Annotated in this window: 31 protein-coding genes; all 31 read right to left on the bottom strand. The window is 47.2% G+C overall.

Annotation, left to right across the window (positions count from 1 at the left end):
• Positions 1 to 383: 383 nt before the first annotated feature.
• A complete protein-coding gene (locus tag KNO72_RS14410) occupies positions 384 to 1,028 on the bottom strand; it encodes a KinB-signaling pathway activation protein (protein ID WP_012727642.1) in 645 nt (214 codons plus the stop codon).
• 11 nt (positions 1,029 to 1,039) lie between these two features.
• On the bottom strand, positions 1,040 to 2,071 hold the full coding sequence (locus tag KNO72_RS14415) for a P-loop NTPase (RefSeq protein ID WP_026824853.1): 1,032 nt from the start codon (positions 2,069 to 2,071) through the stop codon (positions 1,040 to 1,042).
• Between the two features lie 134 nt (positions 2,072 to 2,205).
• Positions 2,206 to 2,598: a 30S ribosomal protein S9 gene (gene rpsI / locus KNO72_RS14420; protein ID WP_012727644.1), complete on the bottom strand. Its 393-nt coding sequence runs from the start codon at positions 2,596 to 2,598 to the stop codon at positions 2,206 to 2,208.
• Between the two features lie 25 nt (positions 2,599 to 2,623).
• Positions 2,624 to 3,061 carry a 50S ribosomal protein L13 gene (rplM, locus tag KNO72_RS14425; RefSeq protein WP_012727645.1) on the bottom strand — a complete coding sequence of 146 codons (438 nt, stop codon included), beginning with the start codon at positions 3,059 to 3,061 and terminating at the stop codon, positions 2,624 to 2,626.
• Positions 3,062 to 3,204: 143 nt separating this feature from the next.
• Entirely contained in the window at positions 3,205 to 3,945 is a 741-nt protein-coding gene (gene truA / locus KNO72_RS14430; protein WP_214685998.1) for a tRNA pseudouridine(38-40) synthase TruA, read from the bottom strand.
• The gene (locus tag KNO72_RS14435) at positions 3,942 to 4,733 is read right to left on the bottom strand and encodes an energy-coupling factor transporter transmembrane component T family protein (RefSeq protein WP_078147864.1); all 792 of its coding nucleotides are present in this window, start codon (positions 4,731 to 4,733) and stop codon (positions 3,942 to 3,944) included. Before KNO72_RS14435 ends, truA begins: the two co-directional genes overlap by 4 nt.
• Positions 4,730 to 5,608 (bottom strand): energy-coupling factor transporter ATPase, encoded by an 879-nt coding sequence (locus KNO72_RS14440; protein ID WP_078147865.1) that lies wholly within the window; start codon positions 5,606 to 5,608, stop codon positions 4,730 to 4,732. Before KNO72_RS14440 ends, KNO72_RS14435 begins: the two co-directional genes overlap by 4 nt.
• Complete coding sequence (locus KNO72_RS14445; protein WP_031421869.1) at positions 5,584 to 6,420, bottom strand: energy-coupling factor transporter ATPase; 837 nt, start codon at positions 6,418 to 6,420, stop codon at positions 5,584 to 5,586. The genes KNO72_RS14440 and KNO72_RS14445 overlap by 25 nt, the downstream gene beginning before the upstream one ends.
• 69 nt (positions 6,421 to 6,489) lie before the next feature.
• The gene (gene rplQ, locus KNO72_RS14450; protein WP_012727650.1) at positions 6,490 to 6,843 is read right to left on the bottom strand and encodes a 50S ribosomal protein L17; all 354 of its coding nucleotides are present in this window, start codon (positions 6,841 to 6,843) and stop codon (positions 6,490 to 6,492) included.
• A gap of 24 nt (positions 6,844 to 6,867) precedes the next feature.
• Positions 6,868 to 7,812 carry a DNA-directed RNA polymerase subunit alpha gene (locus KNO72_RS14455; RefSeq protein WP_012727651.1) on the bottom strand — a complete coding sequence of 315 codons (945 nt, stop codon included), beginning with the start codon at positions 7,810 to 7,812 and terminating at the stop codon, positions 6,868 to 6,870.
• 92 nt (positions 7,813 to 7,904) lie between these two features.
• Positions 7,905 to 8,300 carry a 30S ribosomal protein S11 gene (gene rpsK, locus KNO72_RS14460; RefSeq protein WP_012727652.1) on the bottom strand — a complete coding sequence of 132 codons (396 nt, stop codon included), beginning with the start codon at positions 8,298 to 8,300 and terminating at the stop codon, positions 7,905 to 7,907.
• A gap of 16 nt (positions 8,301 to 8,316) precedes the next feature.
• Positions 8,317 to 8,682, bottom strand: coding sequence for a 30S ribosomal protein S13 (rpsM, locus tag KNO72_RS14465; RefSeq protein WP_012727653.1), 366 nt, complete (start codon positions 8,680 to 8,682; stop codon positions 8,317 to 8,319).
• 19 nt (positions 8,683 to 8,701) lie between these two features.
• On the bottom strand, positions 8,702 to 8,815 hold the full coding sequence (gene rpmJ, locus KNO72_RS14470) for a 50S ribosomal protein L36 (RefSeq protein ID WP_003156543.1): 114 nt from the start codon (positions 8,813 to 8,815) through the stop codon (positions 8,702 to 8,704).
• Positions 8,816 to 8,845: 30 nt separating this feature from the next.
• Positions 8,846 to 9,064 (bottom strand): translation initiation factor IF-1, encoded by a 219-nt coding sequence (gene infA / locus KNO72_RS14475; RefSeq protein ID WP_021066622.1) that lies wholly within the window; start codon positions 9,062 to 9,064, stop codon positions 8,846 to 8,848.
• A 105-nt stretch (positions 9,065 to 9,169) separates the two neighbouring features.
• Positions 9,170 to 9,928, bottom strand: a complete 759-nt coding sequence (gene map, locus KNO72_RS14480; protein WP_211782057.1) for a type I methionyl aminopeptidase — start codon at positions 9,926 to 9,928, stop codon at positions 9,170 to 9,172.
• Complete coding sequence (locus KNO72_RS14485; protein WP_214758699.1) at positions 9,925 to 10,575, bottom strand: adenylate kinase; 651 nt, start codon at positions 10,573 to 10,575, stop codon at positions 9,925 to 9,927. Before KNO72_RS14485 ends, map begins: the two co-directional genes overlap by 4 nt.
• Positions 10,576 to 10,654: 79 nt before the next feature.
• Positions 10,655 to 11,944 (bottom strand): preprotein translocase subunit SecY, encoded by a 1,290-nt coding sequence (gene secY / locus KNO72_RS14490; protein ID WP_012727657.1) that lies wholly within the window; start codon positions 11,942 to 11,944, stop codon positions 10,655 to 10,657.
• Complete coding sequence (gene rplO / locus KNO72_RS14495; protein WP_012727658.1) at positions 11,944 to 12,384, bottom strand: 50S ribosomal protein L15; 441 nt, start codon at positions 12,382 to 12,384, stop codon at positions 11,944 to 11,946. Before rplO ends, secY begins: the two co-directional genes overlap by 1 nt.
• 31 nt (positions 12,385 to 12,415) lie before the next feature.
• On the bottom strand, positions 12,416 to 12,601 hold the full coding sequence (gene rpmD / locus KNO72_RS14500) for a 50S ribosomal protein L30 (RefSeq protein ID WP_012727659.1): 186 nt from the start codon (positions 12,599 to 12,601) through the stop codon (positions 12,416 to 12,418).
• A 15-nt stretch (positions 12,602 to 12,616) separates the two neighbouring features.
• A complete protein-coding gene (gene rpsE / locus KNO72_RS14505) occupies positions 12,617 to 13,117 on the bottom strand; it encodes a 30S ribosomal protein S5 (RefSeq protein WP_012727660.1) in 501 nt (166 codons plus the stop codon).
• 20 nt (positions 13,118 to 13,137) lie between these two features.
• On the bottom strand, positions 13,138 to 13,500 hold the full coding sequence (rplR, locus tag KNO72_RS14510) for a 50S ribosomal protein L18 (RefSeq protein ID WP_012727661.1): 363 nt from the start codon (positions 13,498 to 13,500) through the stop codon (positions 13,138 to 13,140).
• 34 nt (positions 13,501 to 13,534) lie between these two features.
• A complete protein-coding gene (gene rplF / locus KNO72_RS14515) occupies positions 13,535 to 14,074 on the bottom strand; it encodes a 50S ribosomal protein L6 (RefSeq protein ID WP_012727662.1) in 540 nt (179 codons plus the stop codon).
• A 33-nt stretch (positions 14,075 to 14,107) separates the two neighbouring features.
• Positions 14,108 to 14,506 (bottom strand): 30S ribosomal protein S8, encoded by a 399-nt coding sequence (gene rpsH, locus KNO72_RS14520; RefSeq protein ID WP_012727663.1) that lies wholly within the window; start codon positions 14,504 to 14,506, stop codon positions 14,108 to 14,110.
• A gap of 31 nt (positions 14,507 to 14,537) precedes the next feature.
• Positions 14,538 to 14,807 carry a 30S ribosomal protein S14 gene (rpsN, locus tag KNO72_RS14525; protein ID WP_012727664.1) on the bottom strand — a complete coding sequence of 90 codons (270 nt, stop codon included), beginning with the start codon at positions 14,805 to 14,807 and terminating at the stop codon, positions 14,538 to 14,540.
• A 20-nt stretch (positions 14,808 to 14,827) separates the two neighbouring features.
• The gene (rplE, locus tag KNO72_RS14530) at positions 14,828 to 15,367 is read right to left on the bottom strand and encodes a 50S ribosomal protein L5 (protein WP_074035359.1); all 540 of its coding nucleotides are present in this window, start codon (positions 15,365 to 15,367) and stop codon (positions 14,828 to 14,830) included.
• 32 nt (positions 15,368 to 15,399) lie between these two features.
• The gene (rplX, locus tag KNO72_RS14535; RefSeq protein ID WP_012727666.1) at positions 15,400 to 15,708 is read right to left on the bottom strand and encodes a 50S ribosomal protein L24; all 309 of its coding nucleotides are present in this window, start codon (positions 15,706 to 15,708) and stop codon (positions 15,400 to 15,402) included.
• A gap of 36 nt (positions 15,709 to 15,744) precedes the next feature.
• Complete coding sequence (gene rplN, locus KNO72_RS14540; protein ID WP_012727667.1) at positions 15,745 to 16,113, bottom strand: 50S ribosomal protein L14; 369 nt, start codon at positions 16,111 to 16,113, stop codon at positions 15,745 to 15,747.
• A gap of 44 nt (positions 16,114 to 16,157) precedes the next feature.
• Positions 16,158 to 16,418: a 30S ribosomal protein S17 gene (gene rpsQ / locus KNO72_RS14545; protein WP_012727668.1), complete on the bottom strand. Its 261-nt coding sequence runs from the start codon at positions 16,416 to 16,418 to the stop codon at positions 16,158 to 16,160.
• A 32-nt stretch (positions 16,419 to 16,450) separates the two neighbouring features.
• Positions 16,451 to 16,654 carry a 50S ribosomal protein L29 gene (gene rpmC, locus KNO72_RS14550; RefSeq protein ID WP_012727669.1) on the bottom strand — a complete coding sequence of 68 codons (204 nt, stop codon included), beginning with the start codon at positions 16,652 to 16,654 and terminating at the stop codon, positions 16,451 to 16,453.
• Positions 16,641 to 17,078 carry a 50S ribosomal protein L16 gene (gene rplP, locus KNO72_RS14555; protein WP_012727670.1) on the bottom strand — a complete coding sequence of 146 codons (438 nt, stop codon included), beginning with the start codon at positions 17,076 to 17,078 and terminating at the stop codon, positions 16,641 to 16,643. The genes rpmC and rplP overlap by 14 nt, the downstream gene beginning before the upstream one ends.
• Before the next feature lie 32 nt (positions 17,079 to 17,110).
• On the bottom strand, positions 17,111 to 17,770 hold the full coding sequence (gene rpsC / locus KNO72_RS14560; RefSeq protein WP_012727671.1) for a 30S ribosomal protein S3: 660 nt from the start codon (positions 17,768 to 17,770) through the stop codon (positions 17,111 to 17,113).

The following is a 17,770-nucleotide window of genomic DNA, read 5'->3' on the forward strand; positions in this document are numbered from 1 at the left end:
CGCCAGCGTTCGTCCTGAGCCAGGATCAAACTCTCCAAAGAATTTGATATAGCTCTTAAATTGACGAAGCTTGCGCTTCATTCAAAAATTGTAAAACTTATTTTTGCCTCATCGTTCAGTTTTCAAAGACCAATCGTTGTCGTGTTAGCGACTTTTTAATAATAGCGATTTGACTTATTAAAGTCAACCACTTTTTATTATTTTTTTCGCTTCCTGAAGTTTGTTTCGTGAACAACATCAGCGACGTTTATTAATATATCAGCATCCTAAAAAATCGTCAACTGTTTTTCTAAAAAAACTTTATTTTTTCTTTTTACATGACTGAAAGAAAAAACGGTCGTGGATTAACCCCTGAGAAGGAGTAATCCACAACCGCTTGATCATTATGACGACTTAGAAGACATCTGTTTCTTTGTTTTCTTCTTCACTGTTTCTGATGAAGTCGACTCCACAACTTGTCCAGTCTGTTGGAAGCGATGAAGCATTAATACCTGATAGGCGTTCGCAAACACCAATGTGGCTAGTGCCGGCCAGAGCAATGGAATCTCGTCCGTTGTTTGCAAAGCTGGAATCCATTCAATTAACGTAATGACAGTCATTAAGAAAAGTGTCGGGATGAAAGCACTCTTATTTGTTTGTTTCGCCTTACTCGCAGCAACGACCCAAGCGACAATGAGTAACACAAGCATCTCACCGATGTAACGCCACATGTGATCATTTCCAAATGCGAGCATCCGTAAGTAGACGGCATCAAAAATCGCAAATGCGATTAATAACACTTGAACGCGATTCCATAGACGTGGTCCTCTAAACAAGTCGAGTCCGACCCGATGAATAATCAAATAGGCAAAGAAACCCATCATGCTGATTCCCGTCCATGTACTCGAGTAACTAAGCGCCGTGACAATTGCCTCCCAGGACTGACTGACCAAATAACCCGGGTTCGCCAATAAATTCATTAGGAACCCGAACAACGTCCCGAATACGAGCGTTGTCCAAAACAAACGTAAAAAACCTTGTACTTTCATCTCTCACCGATTCACCCTTCTATTTGTTTAATGACTGCTTGCGCCAACTCATCATACGTATGCTCGAACGGATGTCCATCCCGATAGACAGAAGGTGCAAAGTCCTCTTCATTGTCGTACGGTTGGCCGAGCGGGATTTGAGCAAGTAGCTTACTCTTCAATGCTTCTGAAAGCTTTTCTCCACCGCCGTAACCGAATACGTATTCTTTTTCACCAGTTAGCTTACTTTCGAAATAAGCCATGTTTTCAATGATACCTAATAGTTTGTGGTTCGTTTTGATTGCCATCGCTCCGGCACGAGCCGCAACGAATGCTGCTGTCGCATGAGGTGTCGTGACAATCAATTCCTGACATGATGGGAGCATCGAATGGATATCGAGCGCGACATCTCCTGTTCCTGGCGGTAAATCGAGCAACAGATAGTCAAGATCGCCCCACTCGACGTCATTGAAGAAGTTATTTAACATCTTCCCGAGCATCGGTCCACGCCAGATGACCGGCGCATTGTCTTCCACGAAGAATCCCATCGAGATGACTTTCACGCCAAACCGCTCCACTGGAATGATCTTCTCGCCGCGAACAACCGGTCGTTCCTCGATGCCGAGCATATCTGGAACACTGAAGCCGTAAATATCCGCATCAATCAACCCGACCTTTTTACCCGCTCGCGCAAGCGCGACAGCCAAGTTGACGGATACTGTCGATTTTCCTACGCCACCCTTACCAGAAGCGATGGCGATAAAGGTCGTCCCTGAGTTTTCACGGAGGATTGCCGGTTTCGTCGCCTCTTTCAAACTTTCATCATTCAATGCCTCAAAGCGAAGCCCGACCGTCTTAAAGCCTTTCCCCTTGAGCAACGTGACGATTTCTTGTTGTAACTGAAGCTGTTCCCCGCTCCCAGTTTGACCGAGTGCCACTTTTACACTGACATAGTCTTCTTTGATTCGAATGTCTTTTACTCCTGCTGTATCTCCAAGCGTTCGGTTGATCGTCGGATCAACAAGCCCCGCCAATTCCTCGCGTACTTGCTCTACTGTAAGCATATTGCTTCCCCCTTCTAACTGTTTCGATATCAGTATATCAAAAAAAGCGTTTTCTTGACGGATTCGGAATCGACTATTTCAAACAAAAAACTCTCCACCCGAAAGGATGGAGAGTTCGAACCACATCACGAAGATTAACGCTTCGAGAATTGTGGTGCGCGACGTGCTGCTTTAAGACCGTATTTTTTACGTTCTTTCATACGAGCGTCACGAGTTAAGAAGCCTTTTTCTTTGAGGCTTGGACGGAATTCTGGGTCCGCTTGAAGAAGCGCACGTGATACGCCGTGGCGAATTGCTCCAGCTTGTCCAGTATATCCACCACCGTTAACGTTAACGATTACATCGTATTTACCTTCTGTTTCAGTCAATACGAGTGGTGATTTAGCCATCATGATCAAAGTCTCATGACCGAAGTATTCTGAGATATCGCGGCCATTTACAACAACTTTACCGTCACCTGCAACGAGGTGAACGCGAGCCACCGAGTGTTTGCGGCGGCCTGTTCCGTAGTAACGTACATCTGCCATCGTTTAGTTCCTCCCTGTGTCTCGATTAACCGCGAAGTTCGTAAACTTCTGGTTTTTGTGCTTCGTGCTTGTGTTCAGCTCCAGCGTAAACGTGGAGTTTGTTGAATTGTTGACGACCGAGTGATCCTTTTGGAAGCATCCCTTTGATCGCGAGTTCAAGCATACGCTCTGGACGTTTTGCGAGAAGCTCTTTTGCAGTTTGTGATTTCAAACCGCCTGGATGACCTGAATGACGGTAGTAGATCTTGTCATTCAATTTGTTACCAGTCAATTTGATTTTCTCAGCGTTGATGATGATGACGTGGTCTCCGCAATCAACGTGTGGTGTGAAAGTCGGCTTGTGCTTACCGCGAAGAAGTGAAGCTACTTCACTAGTCAAACGACCAAGTGTTTTGCCTTCTGCGTCGATAAGGAGCCATTTGCGTTCTACTTCAGATGCTTTAGCCATGAATGTTGTGCGCATGTGGAATACCTCCTAGAAATGTCTGTTCACTTAATTTTTTGATGCTTTATCATAATCCTAGTTTACGGGGCTAAGATTGTGGTTCATCTCTAAATTTGAAAATGAAATGCCAATGAATATAATACGATTTTATAAGGGGAATGTCAATCTACTTTTTCATAATTCACATTCCACAAATACAAACCGTGTGGGGGGGCGGTAATCCCCGCTACACGGCGGTCCTTCGCCTCTAGCATTTGTATGATATCTGCGGGCTGATACTTCCCTCTCCCCACCTCGATGACCGTCCCTACCATGATGCGGACTTGGTTGTATAGAAAACCCGAGCCAACGAACCGGAATATGATCTCGTCCCCCATCTCGAGCACTTCTGCTTCGTAGATAGTGCGGACCCGATCTTCGACTTCTGCCTTTGTCACAGAGAACGACGTAAAGTCGTGGGTCCCAATCAACCGCTCCATCGCTTGACGCATCGCCTCGAGGCTCAGCTTATACGTCACGGTCGCAGCATAATGCCGACGAAACGGATCCTCAGTCTGACGGATATGGTAGCGATACTCTTTTCGCTTCGCACCGTAACGTGCGTGAAACGTATCATCCATTTCTTCCGCCTGTTTAACGAGGATATCGTCTGGTAGCATGGCGTTTAACGCTTTGACGAAACGCTCAGCCGGCATCTCTAACGACGTATCAAAGTGAATCACCTGCCCTAACGCATGGACGCGAGCGTCTGTACGACCTGAGGCGACGATTTTCACCGGATGACGATGCATACGTGCCAAGACAGATTCAATCTCCGCTTGAATGGTATTGCCATTCGGTTGTACCTGATATCCCGCATAATGTGTCCCGTCATAGGCGACAATTAGTTTAATTCGTCTCATCCAATCCCTCTCAATCCAAACAAAATGAGTGTCAACGCGACAAAAATGAGCAATACGGCTGTGTCTCGCGTTTGCCACTTCATCTCACGCAACCTCGTCCGCCCTTCTCCCCCACGGTAGCCGCGGGCCTCCATGGCCGTAGCGAGGTCCTCAGCACGTTTAAACGCGGAGATGAACAATGGAATCAAGAGTGGGATGACCCCTTTTAAGCGGGATTTCCAAGGTCCACTCATCAAATCGACCCCACGCGCCTGCTGAGCTTTCATAATCCGGTCCGTCTCATCCGCAAGCGTCGGTAGGAAACGGAGTGAAATGGAAAGCATCAACGCAATTTCGTGGGCCGGCACACGAATCCGTTCGAATGGCCGTAGCCCCGCTTCAATCGAATCGGTCAATTCCATCGGTGTCGTCGTTAACGTCACGAGTGTCGTCAACATGACGAGATAAAAGAAGCGAAGCGAGACAATCAGCCCCATTCGAATTCCTTCCGAATAAATCGCAATCGGTCCTAATTCGAATAGAAGTGTCCCGTCTCGATTGAATAACAGTTGTAAGATCAACGTGAAGACGATCAAAAATAAGATCATGCGAAGACCGTTCCATAAATAGCGCCACGATAACTGTGACAGTTTGACCGCAAACAACGTGAACGCGAGTAAAAATAAATTCGTCCATAAGTTGTCAGCTAAAAAAACAACTGGGATGAATCCTAAAATGAAGAGCGTCTTGGCACGCGCATCAAGGGAATGAAGCCACGAATGTCCGGGTATATATTGACCGATAATCATGTCGCTCCCCCTTTCAGCCGTTCCGCCACCCAATCCGCCAGCTCGCTCTCGGTTCGTACGAGCGGGATGGACGTTTCTCCAAGAACCGGTGCCATGTCACGAGCGAATCGTAAGACGTGCGGGATGTCGAGCTGGAGACGTCGCACCAGTACCTCGTCTTGGAACAATTCAAACGGGTCCCCATCAAACGCCACCTGACCACGCTCCATCACGATGACGCGCTCCGCATAGGCGAGTACATCATCCATGTCATGCGAGACAAGGATCAACGTAAGGTTCAACTCTTCTCGTAAACGTTTGAATAAGGCGAGCATGTCTCGTCTCCCAATTGGGTCGAGACCCGCTGTCGGTTCATCGACAATGAGCACATCAGGCCGGCTCGCTAAAACACCTGCAATCGCGACACGGCGCATCTGCCCTCCTGAAAGATCAAACGGCGAACGGTCCCATAACGTTTCATCCAAGCCGACGAGACGAAGGGCCTCGTGGGCTCGCTCTTTCGCTTCGGCATCTGTCGCGCCAAAGTTGCGCGGACCGAACATGACGTCGCGTTCGACCGTCTCTTCAAACAATTGGTGCTCTGGATATTGAAAGACGAGCCCAACGCGACGCCGAAGCGGCAAAAGATTCTGTTTCTTGTCACGACGCGTCCGAATCGGGGTGACAATGATATCATCGACCACCACACGTCCGTCAGTCGGGCGCAATAAGCCGTTCATATGTTGAACGAGTGTCGATTTCCCTGAGCCAGTATGCCCAAGAAACGCAACAAGCGCTCCCGACGGAATGGTTACATTCACATCGCGCAGCGCGGTTCGTTCAAACGGAGTATTCATTTGGTATTGATATGTTACTTCTTCAATGCGTATCGGCATAGATGGTTCACCAACTCCGAATGTTGTAGCATCAGACGATCGAGTGGAATGCCACGTGCCTTCAGTTCGAGTTGCATCCGAACGATAAACGGGACATCTAGTTGAATGTCACGAAGCGTATCTGGATGTTGAAACACGTCTTCAGGTGTGCCGGTCATCGCAATCTTGCCTTTCGACAATGCAATGATACGGTCAGCAAACAACACTTCGTCGAGCTCGTGTGTAATGGCGACAACGGTCATCCCTTCCGAGACGAGCTGTCGTACCGTTTGTAATACCTCTTGTCGCCCGATTGGGTCGAGCATGGAGGTCGCTTCATCGAGCACGAGGACACGCGGGCGCATTGCGAGAGCCGCAGCTATCGCAACGCGCTGCTTTTGTCCACCGGATAACTGATGCGGTTCACGGTCCGCTAGTTCCGATAATCCAACGCGCGCTAGACTGTCATCAATTCGACGAACCATTTCTTGACGTGGAAGTCCCATGTTTTCGAGAGAAAATGCCACATCATCGCGCACGGTCGCCCCGACAAATTGATTGTCGGGATTTTGAAAGACGACCCCGATCCGCGTTCGAACGTCCCACACGTCTGCGGCGTTCGACGGATCGAGTGTCTCTACGCGAACTTCCCCCTGTTCAGGAATGAGAAGTCCGTTCCACAACTTCGTCAGTGTCGACTTGCCAGAACCATTATGGCCGACAATCGCAAGCCATTCCCCTTTATATACATCGAGCGATAGGCCGTTAAGCGCCGGCTCAGACTGTCCAGGGTAATGAAATACGACATCTCGTACCATAATTTGTGATTCCATAGGTCGACTCCTTTCTGATGTGGAAACAGGGCAATACGTCACCGCATGCCCTGTTGACTGCCTAATGAATTAGACGAGTTCGATGATTACAACTTCTGCACCATCACCGCGGCGTGGGCCGACTTTCATGATGCGCGTGTATCCACCTTGACGTTCAGCGTAGCGTGGTGCCACGTCTTCGAACAATTTTTGGATTGCGTCTTTTTCTCCAGCGTTCTCCTTGCGAACGAATGAAGCTACTTGACGACGGGCATGAAGATCGCCACGTTTCCCAAGAGTGATCAATTTTTCAACGACTGGGCGAAGTTCTTTCGCTTTTTGTTCAGTTGTTTGAATGCGCTCGTTGATGATTAGGTCAGTTGCAAGATCACGCAAAAGCGCCTTGCGTTGCGAGCTTGTACGGCCAAGTTTCGAATAAGCCATTACATTTCCCTCCTTCGGTTGAACTTAGTCTTCTTTACGCAAGCCCAAACCGAGTTCGTCCAACTTGTGTTGAACTTCTTCGAGTGATTTACGTCCGAGGTTACGAACTTTCATCATCTCTTCCTCTGATTTGTTTGCGAGTTCTTGAACAGTGTTGATGCCAGCGCGCTTCAAGCAGTTGTACGAACGAACTGAGAGATCGAGTTCTTCAATCGTCATTTCGAGTACTTTTTCTTTTTGGTCTTCTTCTTTCTCGACCATAATTTCTGCGTTGAGAGCCTCATCTGTCAAACCAACGAAGATGTTCAAGTGTTCAGTCAAAATTTTAGCCCCTAATGATACAGCTTCTTCCGGACGAATTGAACCATCTGTCCACACGTCTAACAAAAGCTTATCAAAGCTAGCGTCTTGACCGACACGTGTTTTATCTACTTCGTAGTTCACGCGTTGAATCGGTGTATAGATCGAATCGATTGGAATGACCCCAATCGGCATATCATCACGTTTGTTATCTTCTGCCTGGACGTAACCACGACCACGGCGAGCAGTCAAACGCATGCGAAGCGTCGCATTGTCAGCGAGAGTCGCGATGTGGAGCTCAGGATTCAAGATTTCAACGTCGCTATCATGGGTAATGTCTGCCGCAGTGACAGCACCGGCACTTGAAACGTTAATCTCAAGCGTTTTCTCTTCTTCCGAGTACACTTTAAGTGCCAACTTCTTGAGGTTGAGTACGATTTGAGTGACGTCTTCGACAACACCGTCAATCGTAGAGAACTCGTGAAGCACGCCATCGATTTGAACCGCTGTTACCGCTGCACCTGGGAGCGATGACAATAGAATTCGACGTAGTGAGTTACCGAGAGTAGTGCCATATCCACGTTCAAGCGGTTCTACTACGAATTTACCAAACGTAGCGTCCTCGCTGATTTCGACCGTTTCGATCTTTGGTTTTTCAATCTCGATCATCTGAACCCCTCCTTGAGTATATCCTGCCGTGCAGTTTGAGCTGCTAAAGTATAAGCTGTCGTGCTAGGTAAACCCCTCACACGCTCAAGCGATTATACGCGGCGACGTTTTGGAGGGCGGCAACCGTTGTGCGGAACTGGAGTTACGTCACGGATTGCAGTAACTTCGAGACCAGTAGCTTGGAGCGCACGGATAGCCGCTTCACGTCCAGCACCAGGACCTTTAACGTTAACTTCTACTGTACGCATACCGTTGTCCATTGCAACTTTCGCTGCAGTTTCAGCAGCCATTTGCGCTGCGAACGGAGTCGATTTACGTGATCCTTTAAATCCAAGGTTACCAGAAGTAGCCCATGAGATCGCGTTACCTTGCGTATCAGTGATTGTGATAATTGTGTTGTTGAATGTAGAACGGATGTGTACCACACCGACTTCAACATGTTTTTTAACTTTACGTTTAGAACGTACGTTTTGCTTACGTTTCGCCATTGTTCAATTCCCTCCTTTACTTCTTCTTGTTCGCTACTGTACGGCGTGGGCCTTTACGAGTACGCGAGTTGTTCTTCGTGTTTTGACCGCGAACAGGGAGACTACGGCGATGACGGATACCGCGGTATGCGCCGATCTCGATCAAACGTTTGATGTTAAGTGAAACTTCACGACGAAGGTCACCTTCAACTTTGATTCCGTCAATTGCTTCACGGATACGGTTGAGTTCATCTTCAGTAAGGTCGCGTGTGCGTGTCTCTTCAGATACGTTAGCAGCCTTCAAAATTTCTTGTGCTTTTGTTTTACCAATACCATAGATGTATGTGAGCGAAATAACGATACGTTTTTCGCGTGGAATATCTACACCAGCAATACGTGCCATGTGTGCACCTCCTCTGAAATTAACCTTGTTTTTGTTTGTGTTTCGGGTTTTCGCAAATTACCATTACTTTACCCTTACGGCGAATAACTTTACATTTTTCGCAAATCGGTTTTACCGACGGTCTTACTTTCATGAGTATACCCTCCTCCTGGAAAAATCGGAGTTACTTATAACGGTACGTAATCCGCCCGCGAGTCAAGTCGTATGGAGACAACTCAACAGTTACGCGGTCACCTGGAAGGATCCGAATGTAGTGCATCCGAATTTTCCCTGAGACGTGCGCGAGCACCGTGTGGCCGTTTTCTAACTCCACTTTAAACATTGCGTTCGGAAGTGGTTCGACAACAGTGCCTTCCACTTCAATGACATCTTGTTTCGCCATCATTTATTCCCCTTTCTATATGAAAATCTTTAGGAGCACAGACGATCTATTGCCATCTACTGTGAGAGAAGGATCCAGAACGGATCAGTATGAAACAATAGAGCCTCATTCACCGGAATCGAGTTTCGTTAAAATCTCGTATCCATCGTCTGTGATGGCGATGGTGTGCTCAAAGTGGGCGCACATGCTACCGTCCACGGTGACAACTGTCCAGTTATCAGCCAGTGTTCGAACATAGCGTTGACCAGCATTAACCATTGGTTCAATGGCTAACGTCATCCCAGTCTTCAGGCGCGGCCCTTTCCCCGGTGGACCATAGTGTGGAATTTGCGGTTCTTCATGCAAATTTTGTCCAACACCATGACCGACGTATTCGCGGACGACAGAAAAGTCATGTGATTCAACATATGCTTGAATCGCATGCGAAATATCTGTCAATCGCCCTCCAGCCTTGGCGTGCTCCAATCCTTTATACAGACTTTCTTCGGTTACGTCAAGTAGCCGCTGTGTCTCTTCTGAGATTGTTCCCACTGGATAAGTCCAAGCGGAATCTCCATGGTATCCATTATAGTAGGCACCGATGTCGATTGAGATAATATCTCCATCTTTCAATACCCGTTTTCCTGGAATGCCATGAACAAGCTCTTCGTTCACCGAAGCGCAAACACTACCGGTAAAACCGTTATAGCCTTTGAACGATGGCGTCGCACCTTGGCTGCGAATGTAATCTTCCGCAATCCGGTCGAGCTCAAGCGTCGTGATTCCTGGTTTAATGTGCTGTTTGAGCACCTGGTGCGTTCGAGCAACAATTTGCCCAGCCTCACGCATAATCGCAATTTCACGAGGCGTCTTCGTGATGATCATTCAGTATCACCGAGTAATGCTTTGACATCGGCATATACGACATCGATTGGACGATTTCCATCCAATGTACGAAGATACCCTTTTTCAGCGTAAAAGTCAATGAGTGGTTTCGATTGCTCGATGTTGACGTCAAGGCGACGGCGAACCGTTTCCTCTTTATCGTCTTCACGTTGCATGAGCGCCGACCCATCCACATCACAGATGCCTTCCACTTTTGGTGGGTTGAAGATCACGTGATATGTCGCACCACACGTTGGGCAGATCCAACGACCTGTCAAGCGTGGAACGAGAATTTCCGCATCCACATCGATGTTGACGACGTGGTCAATCTGTTTCCCCAAATCTTTAAGCAAACTTTCGAGTGCCTCTGCTTGAGCAACAGTACGCGGGAATCCATCGAGTAAGAAACCTTTTTCTGTGTCATCTTGGCTAAGACGTTCACGTACGATTCCGATTGTTACCTCGTCCGGTACGAGTTCGCCTTTATCCATGAATGACTTGGCTTCTTTACCGAGTGGCGTTCCGCCTTTGATTGCCGCACGAAACATGTCGCCTGTCGAAATGTGAGGGATTTGGTACTCTTCTACGATTTTAGCCGCTTGAGTCCCTTTCCCAGCACCCGGTAAGCCCATGAGTACTAGATTCATCTCGGTTAGCCTCCAGTTTTGATTTTCACGAAGGGCTTGTAAACACGACAGGAAGGAAGGGTCAACCCTTCCTTCCGCTTTAACGGATAAAGCCTTTATAGTGTCGTTTTACAAGTTGACTTTCGATTTGTTTCATCGTTTCGAGGGCTACCCCGATGACGATCAATAAGCTCGTTCCTCCGATTTGAACGGAAGTTGGAAGACCGGCAAGCTTAATGAAGATTGTCGGCATGATCGCCACGAGCGATAAGAAGATCGCTCCGAAGAAAGTCAATCGATACAGCAACTTCGTGATGTACTGTTCTGTTTGCGCCCCAGGACGAATCCCAGGAATATAACCACCTTGCTTCTGCAGGTTTTCTGCCATTTGCTCAGGGTTGACCTGAATAAATGTATAGAAGTAGGCAAACGCAATGATTAACGCAACGTAAATCGACATTCCGATTGGCGCCGTCGTGTCAAAGTACGTCTGTAATTTTTGCGTTGTCTCCGGCGAAGCAATGAAGCTTGCAACAGTTGGTGGTGTTACCATGAAGGAAATCGCGAAGATAACCGGGATAACACCTGCTGCGTTTAGTTTGATTGGCAAGTGCGTTGACTGACCGCCCACTGGGGTACGGTTCGCCGTGCGTTTTGCATATTGGATTGGAATTTTGCGTGCCGCTTGTTGAACATAAATGATCCCAACCGTCACAGCCAAAATAACAAGTGCCAATACAACCAAGTAAACGATATTAATGAACAATGCATCTCCAGCGTTTTGGAGTTTTGTTTCATAAATCTGCGTGAAGATTCTTGGGAACCCGGCGACGATACCGGCGAAGATAATGATGGAAATACCATTCCCAACACCTTTCTCCGTTGTCATTTCACCAAGGAACATCAAGAACGCTGTACCCGCAGTGAGTACAATCGCGATCACAAAGTAAGTTGCCGTTCCCCACGTCTCATTGACGAGACCTGGGTAGAGGCGGTTAAATCCAAACGACAATGAAGTCGCTTGGACAAAGCCTAAGATGATCGTCCCATAGCGCGTGACCGTCGCTAACTTTTTACGGCCCGCCTCTCCTTGTTTAGCCCATTCGGCAAACTTTGGAACGACGTCCATTTGTAAAAGTTGCACAACGATCGATGCCGTAATGTACGGCATGATCCCCATTGCGAACAAGGAGAAGTTCTGTAAAGCATTTCCTCCAAACAAGTTCAAGAAGTCAAGAAGACCTCCTGAGTCAAAACGCAACACATCCGTATTCACCATCGGCACCGGGATATGAGCCCCGATGCGGAAAATGATGATGATTGCGAGTGTGAAGAGAATACGCTGTCGAATATCTTTCACGCGCCACATATTGGAGATCGTCTGAAACATCAGATCACCTCAACTGTACCGCCAGCTGCTTCGATTGCTTCTTTCGCTGCACCCGAGAACTTGTTGGCTTTTACAGTCAATTTAGTTTCAAGCTTGCCGTTAGCAAGGACCTTGATTCCGTCTTTAGCAGAGCTGACAACACCAGTCTCGATTAAGAGTTCTGGAGTAACTTCAGTACCTGCTTCGAAACGGTTAAGCGTGTCTAGGGAAACAACCGCGTACTCTTTACGAGTTGGGTTGTTGAAACCGCGTTTTGGAAGACGACGGTAAAGTGGGTTTTGTCCACCTTCAAATCCTGGACGAACGCCACCGCCCGAACGAGCTTTTTGACCTTTGTGTCCACGACCAGAAGTTTTACCGTTACCAGTCGCCATACCGCGACCGACACGGTTACGTTCGTGACGTGAACCTGGAGTTGGCTTCAATTCATGGAGTTTCATAGTGGCACCTCCTTATTTATTAAAATCTTTATTATTCGTTGATTTCTTTTACAGTCACAAGGTGCGACACTTTGTTGATCATACCGCGCATCGCGACGTTGTCTGGGACAACGACCGTTTGATGCATTTTGCGAAGACCGAGTGTACGTACAGTAACACGCTGACCTTCCGGACGACCAATTGTGCTGCGTGTGAGGGTGATTGCGAGTTTCGCCATGTCTAGTTCCCTCCCTTAGTTAAGAAGTTCTTCTACGCTTTTACCACGTAGTTTAGCAACTTCCTCTGCTTTTTTGAGCTCAGTCAAGCCCTGTACCGTCGCACGGACGATGTTGATCGGTGTGTTTGAACCTAACGATTTCGAAAGGATGTCACCTACACCTGCAAGTTCGAGCACCGCACGAACTGGACCACCAGCGATAACCCCAGTACCTTCAGAAGCTGGTTTCATGAATACACGACCTGCTCCGAATACTCCTGTGATTTCGTGTGGAATTGTTGTACCAACCATAGGTACTTGTACCATGTTTTTCTTAGCGGCTTCAATAGCCTTGCGAATCGCTTCTGGCACCTCTTGTGCCTTACCTGTACCGAAACCGACGTGACCATTTTTGTCACCTACGACTACGAGAGCAGCAAAACGGAAGCGGCGGCCACCTTTTACGACTTTCGCGACGCGGTTTACGGTAACAACGCGTTCTTCAAGTTGTTCCATGTTAACGTCTAACTGGCGCATCGAGTGTCCCCTCCTTTTTATTAGAATTTAAGACCTGCTTCACGAGCTGCTTCTGCAACAGCTTTGACGCGGCCATGATAGAGGTATCCACCACGGTCGAACACAACTGTGTCGATACCTTTCTCGAGTGCACGTTCTGCAGCAAGTTTACCAACAGCTTTCGCTGCTTCAACGTTACCGCCATTTGTAAGATCGAGAGCTTTATCTTTCGAAGATGCAGACACAAGCGTTGTTTGTGCCGCGTCATCGATAAGTTGAACGTAAATGTGCTTGCTCGAGCGGAATACGTTCAAACGTGGACGAGCTGCTGTCCCCGTGATCGTACGACGTACGCGAGCATGACGTTTTTTACGAACTGCATTTTTATCTGCCTTTGTGATCATTTATGCCACTCCTTTCCGTTCATTTCGTGACGAATTACTTACCAGTCTTACCTTCTTTACGGCGAATACGTTCATCAGAGTAACGAACACCTTTACCTTTGTAAGGTTCTGGAGCACGGTACGAGCGGATTTGAGCAGCAACGTGACCGACGCGCTCTTTGTTAATCCCTTTTACGATGATTTGCGTGTTTGAAGGAACTTCGATTTCGATACCTTCCTCAGCAACGTACTCGATTGGGTGCGAGTAGCCGAGGTTGAGGACGAGTTTGTTACCTTGCTTCGTAGCACGGTAACCAACCCCCGAGATCTCAAGTGTTTTTTGGAATCCGTTCGACACACCTTGTACCATGTTGGCAATAAGGGCACGTGTCGTACCGTGAATTGTGCGGCTTTCTTTCGATTCGTCTGGACGAACAACCGTCAATTCGTTCTCTTCAACTTTGATTTCCAATGCCGGGTTAGCTGAAAGCGAAAGTTCACCTTTAGCACCTTTTACTGTGACCGTGTTGTCATTAGCAACTGTTACAGTAACGCCAGCAGGAATCGTAACTGGTTTTTTACCAATACGTGACATTGATTACACCTCCGTTCTTGTTAGAAAAGTGACTTACCAGATGTAGGCGATCACTTCGCCGCCGACTTGTTGTTGGCGAGCTTCTTTATCAGTCATAAGACCTTTAGATGTCGAAAGAACTGCGATTCCGAGTCCTCCGAGTACTTTAGGTACTTCATCAGCTTTTGCGTATACGCGAAGACCTGGTTTCGAAATACGTTTGAGACCAGTGATTACACGTTCGTTGCTTGCTCCATATTTAAGGAAAAGACGAAGTGTACCTTGTTTAGCGTCCTCGATATATTCAACATCGCGAATGAAACCTTCACGCTTAAGGATTTCAGCGATCTCACGTTTAATGTTCGAAGCTGGAAGCTCCATTTTTTCATGGCGAACCATGTTAGCGTTACGGATACGTGTAAGCATATCTGCAATAGGGTCTGTCATTACCATGCGATGTACCTCCTTTCACACTGTTAGTGGATTACCAGCTTGCTTTTTTAACACCAGGGATTTGACCTTTGTATGCAAGATCACGGAACTTGATACGGCTGATCCCGAATTTACCCATGTAACCATGCGGACGACCTGTGATGCTGCAACGGTTGTGCAAGCGTACAGGTGACGAGTTACGTGGCAATTTGCTGAGTCCGATATAATCGCCTTCAGCTTTCAACTTCGCACGCTTTTCAGCGTACTGGGCAACGAGTTTCTCGCGTTTAAGTTCGCGATTCACCATTGACTTTTTAGCCATGTTGTCGACCTCCCTCTAGATTATTTTTGGAATGGCATACCGAGAAGTGTGAGCAATTCACGTGCTTCTTCGTCTGTGTTTGCTGTTGTAACAACAACGATGTCCATACCGCGTACTTTAGATACTTTATCGTAATCGATCTCAGGGAAAATAAGTTGCTCTTTCACGCCAAGCGTGTAGTTACCGCGTCCGTCGAATGCTTTCTTCGATACACCGCGGAAGTCACGTACACGTGGAAGTGAAACAGTTACCAATTTGTCGAGGAAATCGTACATGCGCTCGCCACGAAGTGTAACCTTCGCACCGATTGGCATACCTTCACGAAGTTTGAAACCAGCGATTGATTTCTTCGCTTTCGTTACGAGTGGTTTTTGACCTGAAAGAATTGTTAATTCTTCAACTGCCATATCAAGTGCTTTCGAGTTCGAAACAGCGTCACCTACACCCATGTTGATGACAATCTTTTCGACTTTCGGTACTTGCATGACCGAGTCATAGTTGAATTTATCCATCATCGCTTTCACGATGTCGCTTTTATACTTCTCTTGCAAACGGTTCATAGTCGAATGGACCTCCTTTCGTCACGTTCTTCTTATTTATCGAGTGATTCGCCCGATTTCGCGACACGAACTTTTTTACCATCGACTACTTTGAAACCAACACGAGTTGGTTTGCCAGTTTTAGGGTCGAGTGGCATTACGTTCGAGACGTGAATTGGTGCTTCGATCTCAAGGATCCCGCCTTGTGGATTCGCTTGTGAAGGTTTCGCGTGTTTTTTCATCACGTTTACGCCTTCAACCACTACGCGGTTTTTGCTTGGCATAGCTTTGAGGATAACCCCTTGCTTGCCTTTATCTTTACCAGACATTACCTGGACTGTATCGCCTTTTTTAACATGCATCGTTTGCGCACCTCCTTATAGGATTGAAATTGGAAATTAAAGTACTTCCGGTGCCAACGAAACGATCTTCATGAATTCTTTTTCACGAAGTTCACGTGCAACTGGCCCGAAGATCCGTGTGCCGCGTGGGCTCTTGTCATCTTTGATAATGACTGCTGCGTTCTCATCGAAACGGATGTACGAACCATCTTTACGACGAGCGCCGCGTTTTGTACGAACGACAACTGCTCTGACAACGTCACCTTTTTTAACAACGCCACCTGGTGTTGCTTGTTTTACCGTTGCGACGATGATGTCACCGATGTTTGCAGTCTTACGACCAGAACCACCGAGGACTTTAATTGTCAACAGTTCACGCGCGCCAGAGTTGTCTGCTACTTTCAAGCGAGATTCTTGTTGAATCATGCGAGTGTACCTCCCTCCGGATGTTTAATAAATCCGAACTGTTATTAGATGATTACTGATTCTTCTACTACTGTTACAAGACGGAAACGTTTGTCTTTAGAAAGAGGACGTGTTTCCGCGATGCGAACGATATCGCCCACTTTAGCGACGTTGTTCTCATCGTGTGCTTTATATTTCTTCGTGTAGTTTACACGTTTGCCATAAAGTTTATGACGAACCTTTGTTTCTACTGCGACGACGATCGTTTTGTCCATTTTGTCAGACACGACGCGACCAGTGAACACTTTACGGTTGTTGCGTTCCATGAGTGTTACCTCCTCTCAAGAATCCGATGTAATTAGCCGTTGTTGATGCCGAGTTCGCGTTCACGAAGAATCGTTTTAGCACGCGCAATCGACTTGCGTACTTCACGGATACGAGCAGGATTCTCAAGCTGACCTGTAGCAAGTTGGAAGCGAAGGTTAAAGAGTTCTTCTTTCCACTCGCCCACTTTACCGTTGAGCTCTTCAGTTGTTGATTGACGGAGATCAGTTGCTTTCATTCGTATCACCACCATTTTCTTCACGTTTCACGAACTTACATTTTACTGGAAGTTTGTGCGATGCAAGACGAAGTGCCTCACGTGCCACTTCCTCAGATACACCTGCGATTTCGAACATTACTTTGCCAGGCTTAACTACAGCTACCCAGCCTTCTGGAGCACCTTTACCCGAACCCATTCGGACTTCGAGAGGCTTTTTAGTGTACGGCTTGTGTGGGAAGATTTTGATCCACACTTTACCACCACGTTTCATATAACGTGTCATTGCAATACGTGCTGATTCGATTTGACGGTTTGTAATCCAGCTCGCTTCGAGAGCTTGGAGACCGAACTCACCGAAGTGTACAGTTGTGCCGCGTTTAGCGTTCCCGCGCATTTTACCACGGTGTACACGACGATATTTCACGCGTTTAGGTAACAACATAGTGTGTTGCCTCCTTCCTGAAAGAGTGTTTATTATTCAGCGTTTTTCGCTGTGTTGTTTTTTGTTGGAAGAACTTCACCGTGGTATAACCAAACTTTTACGCCGATTTTACCGTAAGTTGTGTCAGCTTCAGCTGTTCCGTAGTCGATGTCGGCACGGAGTGTGTGAAGTGGAACTGTTCCTTCCGAGTACTTCTCTGAACGAGCGATATCAGCGCCACCAAGACGACCAGAAACTTCTGTTTTGATCCCTTTGATGCCAGTACGCATCGAACGTTGAATAGATTGTTTCATTGCACGACGGAATGATACGCGACCTTCCAATTGACGAGCAATGTTTTCTGCTACAAGCTTCGCAACAGCGTCAGCGTTTTTCACTTCAACAACGTTGATGTGAACGCGTTTTCCGTCAGCGATTTTTGTAATGTGTTTACGGAGTGATTCGATTTCAGAACCACCTTTACCGATTACCATACCTGGCTTCGCAGTGTGAAGCGAAATGTTCACGCGGTTTGCAGCGCGTTCGATTTCAACTTTAGAAACACTAGCATCCTTCATTTTGTTTTCGATGTATTCACGAATAACGAAGTCTTCATGAAGGAGATCAGCGTAGTCTTTCTCAGCGTACCAACGCGAATCCCAGTCTTTGATAACACCAACGCGAAGACCGTGCGGATTTACCTTTTGACCCAC

Source organism: Exiguobacterium sp. s123 (genome assembly GCF_018617075.1).
GTDB lineage: Bacteria > Bacillota > Bacilli > Exiguobacteriales > Exiguobacteriaceae > Exiguobacterium > Exiguobacterium profundum.

Coding starts and splice junctions, on each gene's coding strand:
- rplX (WP_012727666.1), bottom strand. CDS start 15,708: ATGCATGTTAAAAAAGGCGATACAGTCCAGGTAATGTCTGGTAAAGAT.
- rpsI (WP_012727644.1), bottom strand. CDS start 2,598: ATGGCAGATGTACGTTACTACGGAACAGGCCGCCGCAAACACTCGGTG.
- rpmD (WP_012727659.1), bottom strand. CDS start 12,601: ATGGCGAAACTCGCAATCACCCTCACACGCAGCACAATTGGTCGTCCG.
- rpmJ (WP_003156543.1), bottom strand. CDS start 8,815: ATGAAAGTAAGACCGTCGGTAAAACCGATTTGCGAAAAATGTAAAGTT.
- map (WP_211782057.1), bottom strand. CDS start 9,928: ATGATCATCACGAAGACGCCTCGTGAAATTGCGATTATGCGTGAGGCT.
- rpsN (WP_012727664.1), bottom strand. CDS start 14,807: ATGGCTAAAAAGTCAATGGTGAATCGCGAACTTAAACGCGAGAAACTC.
- rpsE (WP_012727660.1), bottom strand. CDS start 13,117: ATGCGCCAGTTAGACGTTAACATGGAACAACTTGAAGAACGCGTTGTT.
- KNO72_RS14485 (WP_214758699.1), bottom strand. CDS start 10,575: ATGAATCTAGTACTCATGGGCTTACCGGGTGCTGGGAAAGGGACTCAA.
- rplE (WP_074035359.1), bottom strand. CDS start 15,367: ATGAACCGTTTGCAAGAGAAGTATAAAAGCGACATCGTGAAAGCGATG.
- KNO72_RS14410 (WP_012727642.1), bottom strand. CDS start 1,028: ATGAAAGTACAAGGTTTTTTACGTTTGTTTTGGACAACGCTCGTATTC.
- rplM (WP_012727645.1), bottom strand. CDS start 3,061: ATGCGCACAACATTCATGGCTAAAGCATCTGAAGTAGAACGCAAATGG.
- truA (WP_214685998.1), bottom strand. CDS start 3,945: ATGAGACGAATTAAACTAATTGTCGCCTATGACGGGACACATTATGCG.
- rplR (WP_012727661.1), bottom strand. CDS start 13,500: ATGATCACAAAGGCAGATAAAAATGCAGTTCGTAAAAAACGTCATGCT.
- rpsK (WP_012727652.1), bottom strand. CDS start 8,300: ATGGCGAAACGTAAGCAAAACGTACGTTCTAAACGTAAAGTTAAAAAA.
- rplQ (WP_012727650.1), bottom strand. CDS start 6,843: ATGGCTTATTCGAAACTTGGCCGTACAAGCTCGCAACGCAAGGCGCTT.
- KNO72_RS14435 (WP_078147864.1), bottom strand. CDS start 4,733: ATGATTATCGGTCAATATATACCCGGACATTCGTGGCTTCATTCCCTT.
- rplO (WP_012727658.1), bottom strand. CDS start 12,384: ATGAAACTCCATGAATTGAAGCCAACTCCAGGTTCACGTCACGAACGT.
- KNO72_RS14445 (WP_031421869.1), bottom strand. CDS start 6,420: ATGGAATCACAAATTATGGTACGAGATGTCGTATTTCATTACCCTGGA.
- rpsM (WP_012727653.1), bottom strand. CDS start 8,682: ATGGCACGTATTGCTGGTGTAGATATTCCACGCGAAAAACGTATCGTT.
- rpsQ (WP_012727668.1), bottom strand. CDS start 16,418: ATGGAACGCAACAACCGTAAAGTGTTCACTGGTCGCGTCGTGTCTGAC.
- rplP (WP_012727670.1), bottom strand. CDS start 17,078: ATGTTGTTACCTAAACGCGTGAAATATCGTCGTGTACACCGTGGTAAA.
- rpsH (WP_012727663.1), bottom strand. CDS start 14,506: ATGGTAATGACAGACCCTATTGCAGATATGCTTACACGTATCCGTAAC.
- KNO72_RS14415 (WP_026824853.1), bottom strand. CDS start 2,071: ATGCTTACAGTAGAGCAAGTACGCGAGGAATTGGCGGGGCTTGTTGAT.
- rplN (WP_012727667.1), bottom strand. CDS start 16,113: ATGATTCAACAAGAATCTCGCTTGAAAGTAGCAGACAACTCTGGCGCG.
- KNO72_RS14440 (WP_078147865.1), bottom strand. CDS start 5,608: ATGCCGATACGCATTGAAGAAGTAACATATCAATACCAAATGAATACT.
- rpmC (WP_012727669.1), bottom strand. CDS start 16,654: ATGAAAGCAACTGATCTCCGTCAATCAACAACTGAAGAGCTCAACGGT.
- infA (WP_021066622.1), bottom strand. CDS start 9,064: ATGGCGAAACAAGATGTCATTGAAGTGGAAGGCACTGTTGTCGAACCA.
- secY (WP_012727657.1), bottom strand. CDS start 11,944: ATGTTTCAGACGATCTCCAATATGTGGCGCGTGAAAGATATTCGACAG.
- KNO72_RS14455 (WP_012727651.1), bottom strand. CDS start 7,812: ATGATCGAGATTGAAAAACCAAAGATCGAAACGGTCGAAATCAGCGAG.
- rplF (WP_012727662.1), bottom strand. CDS start 14,074: ATGTCACGTATTGGTAAAAAACCAGTTACGATTCCTGCTGGCGTTACT.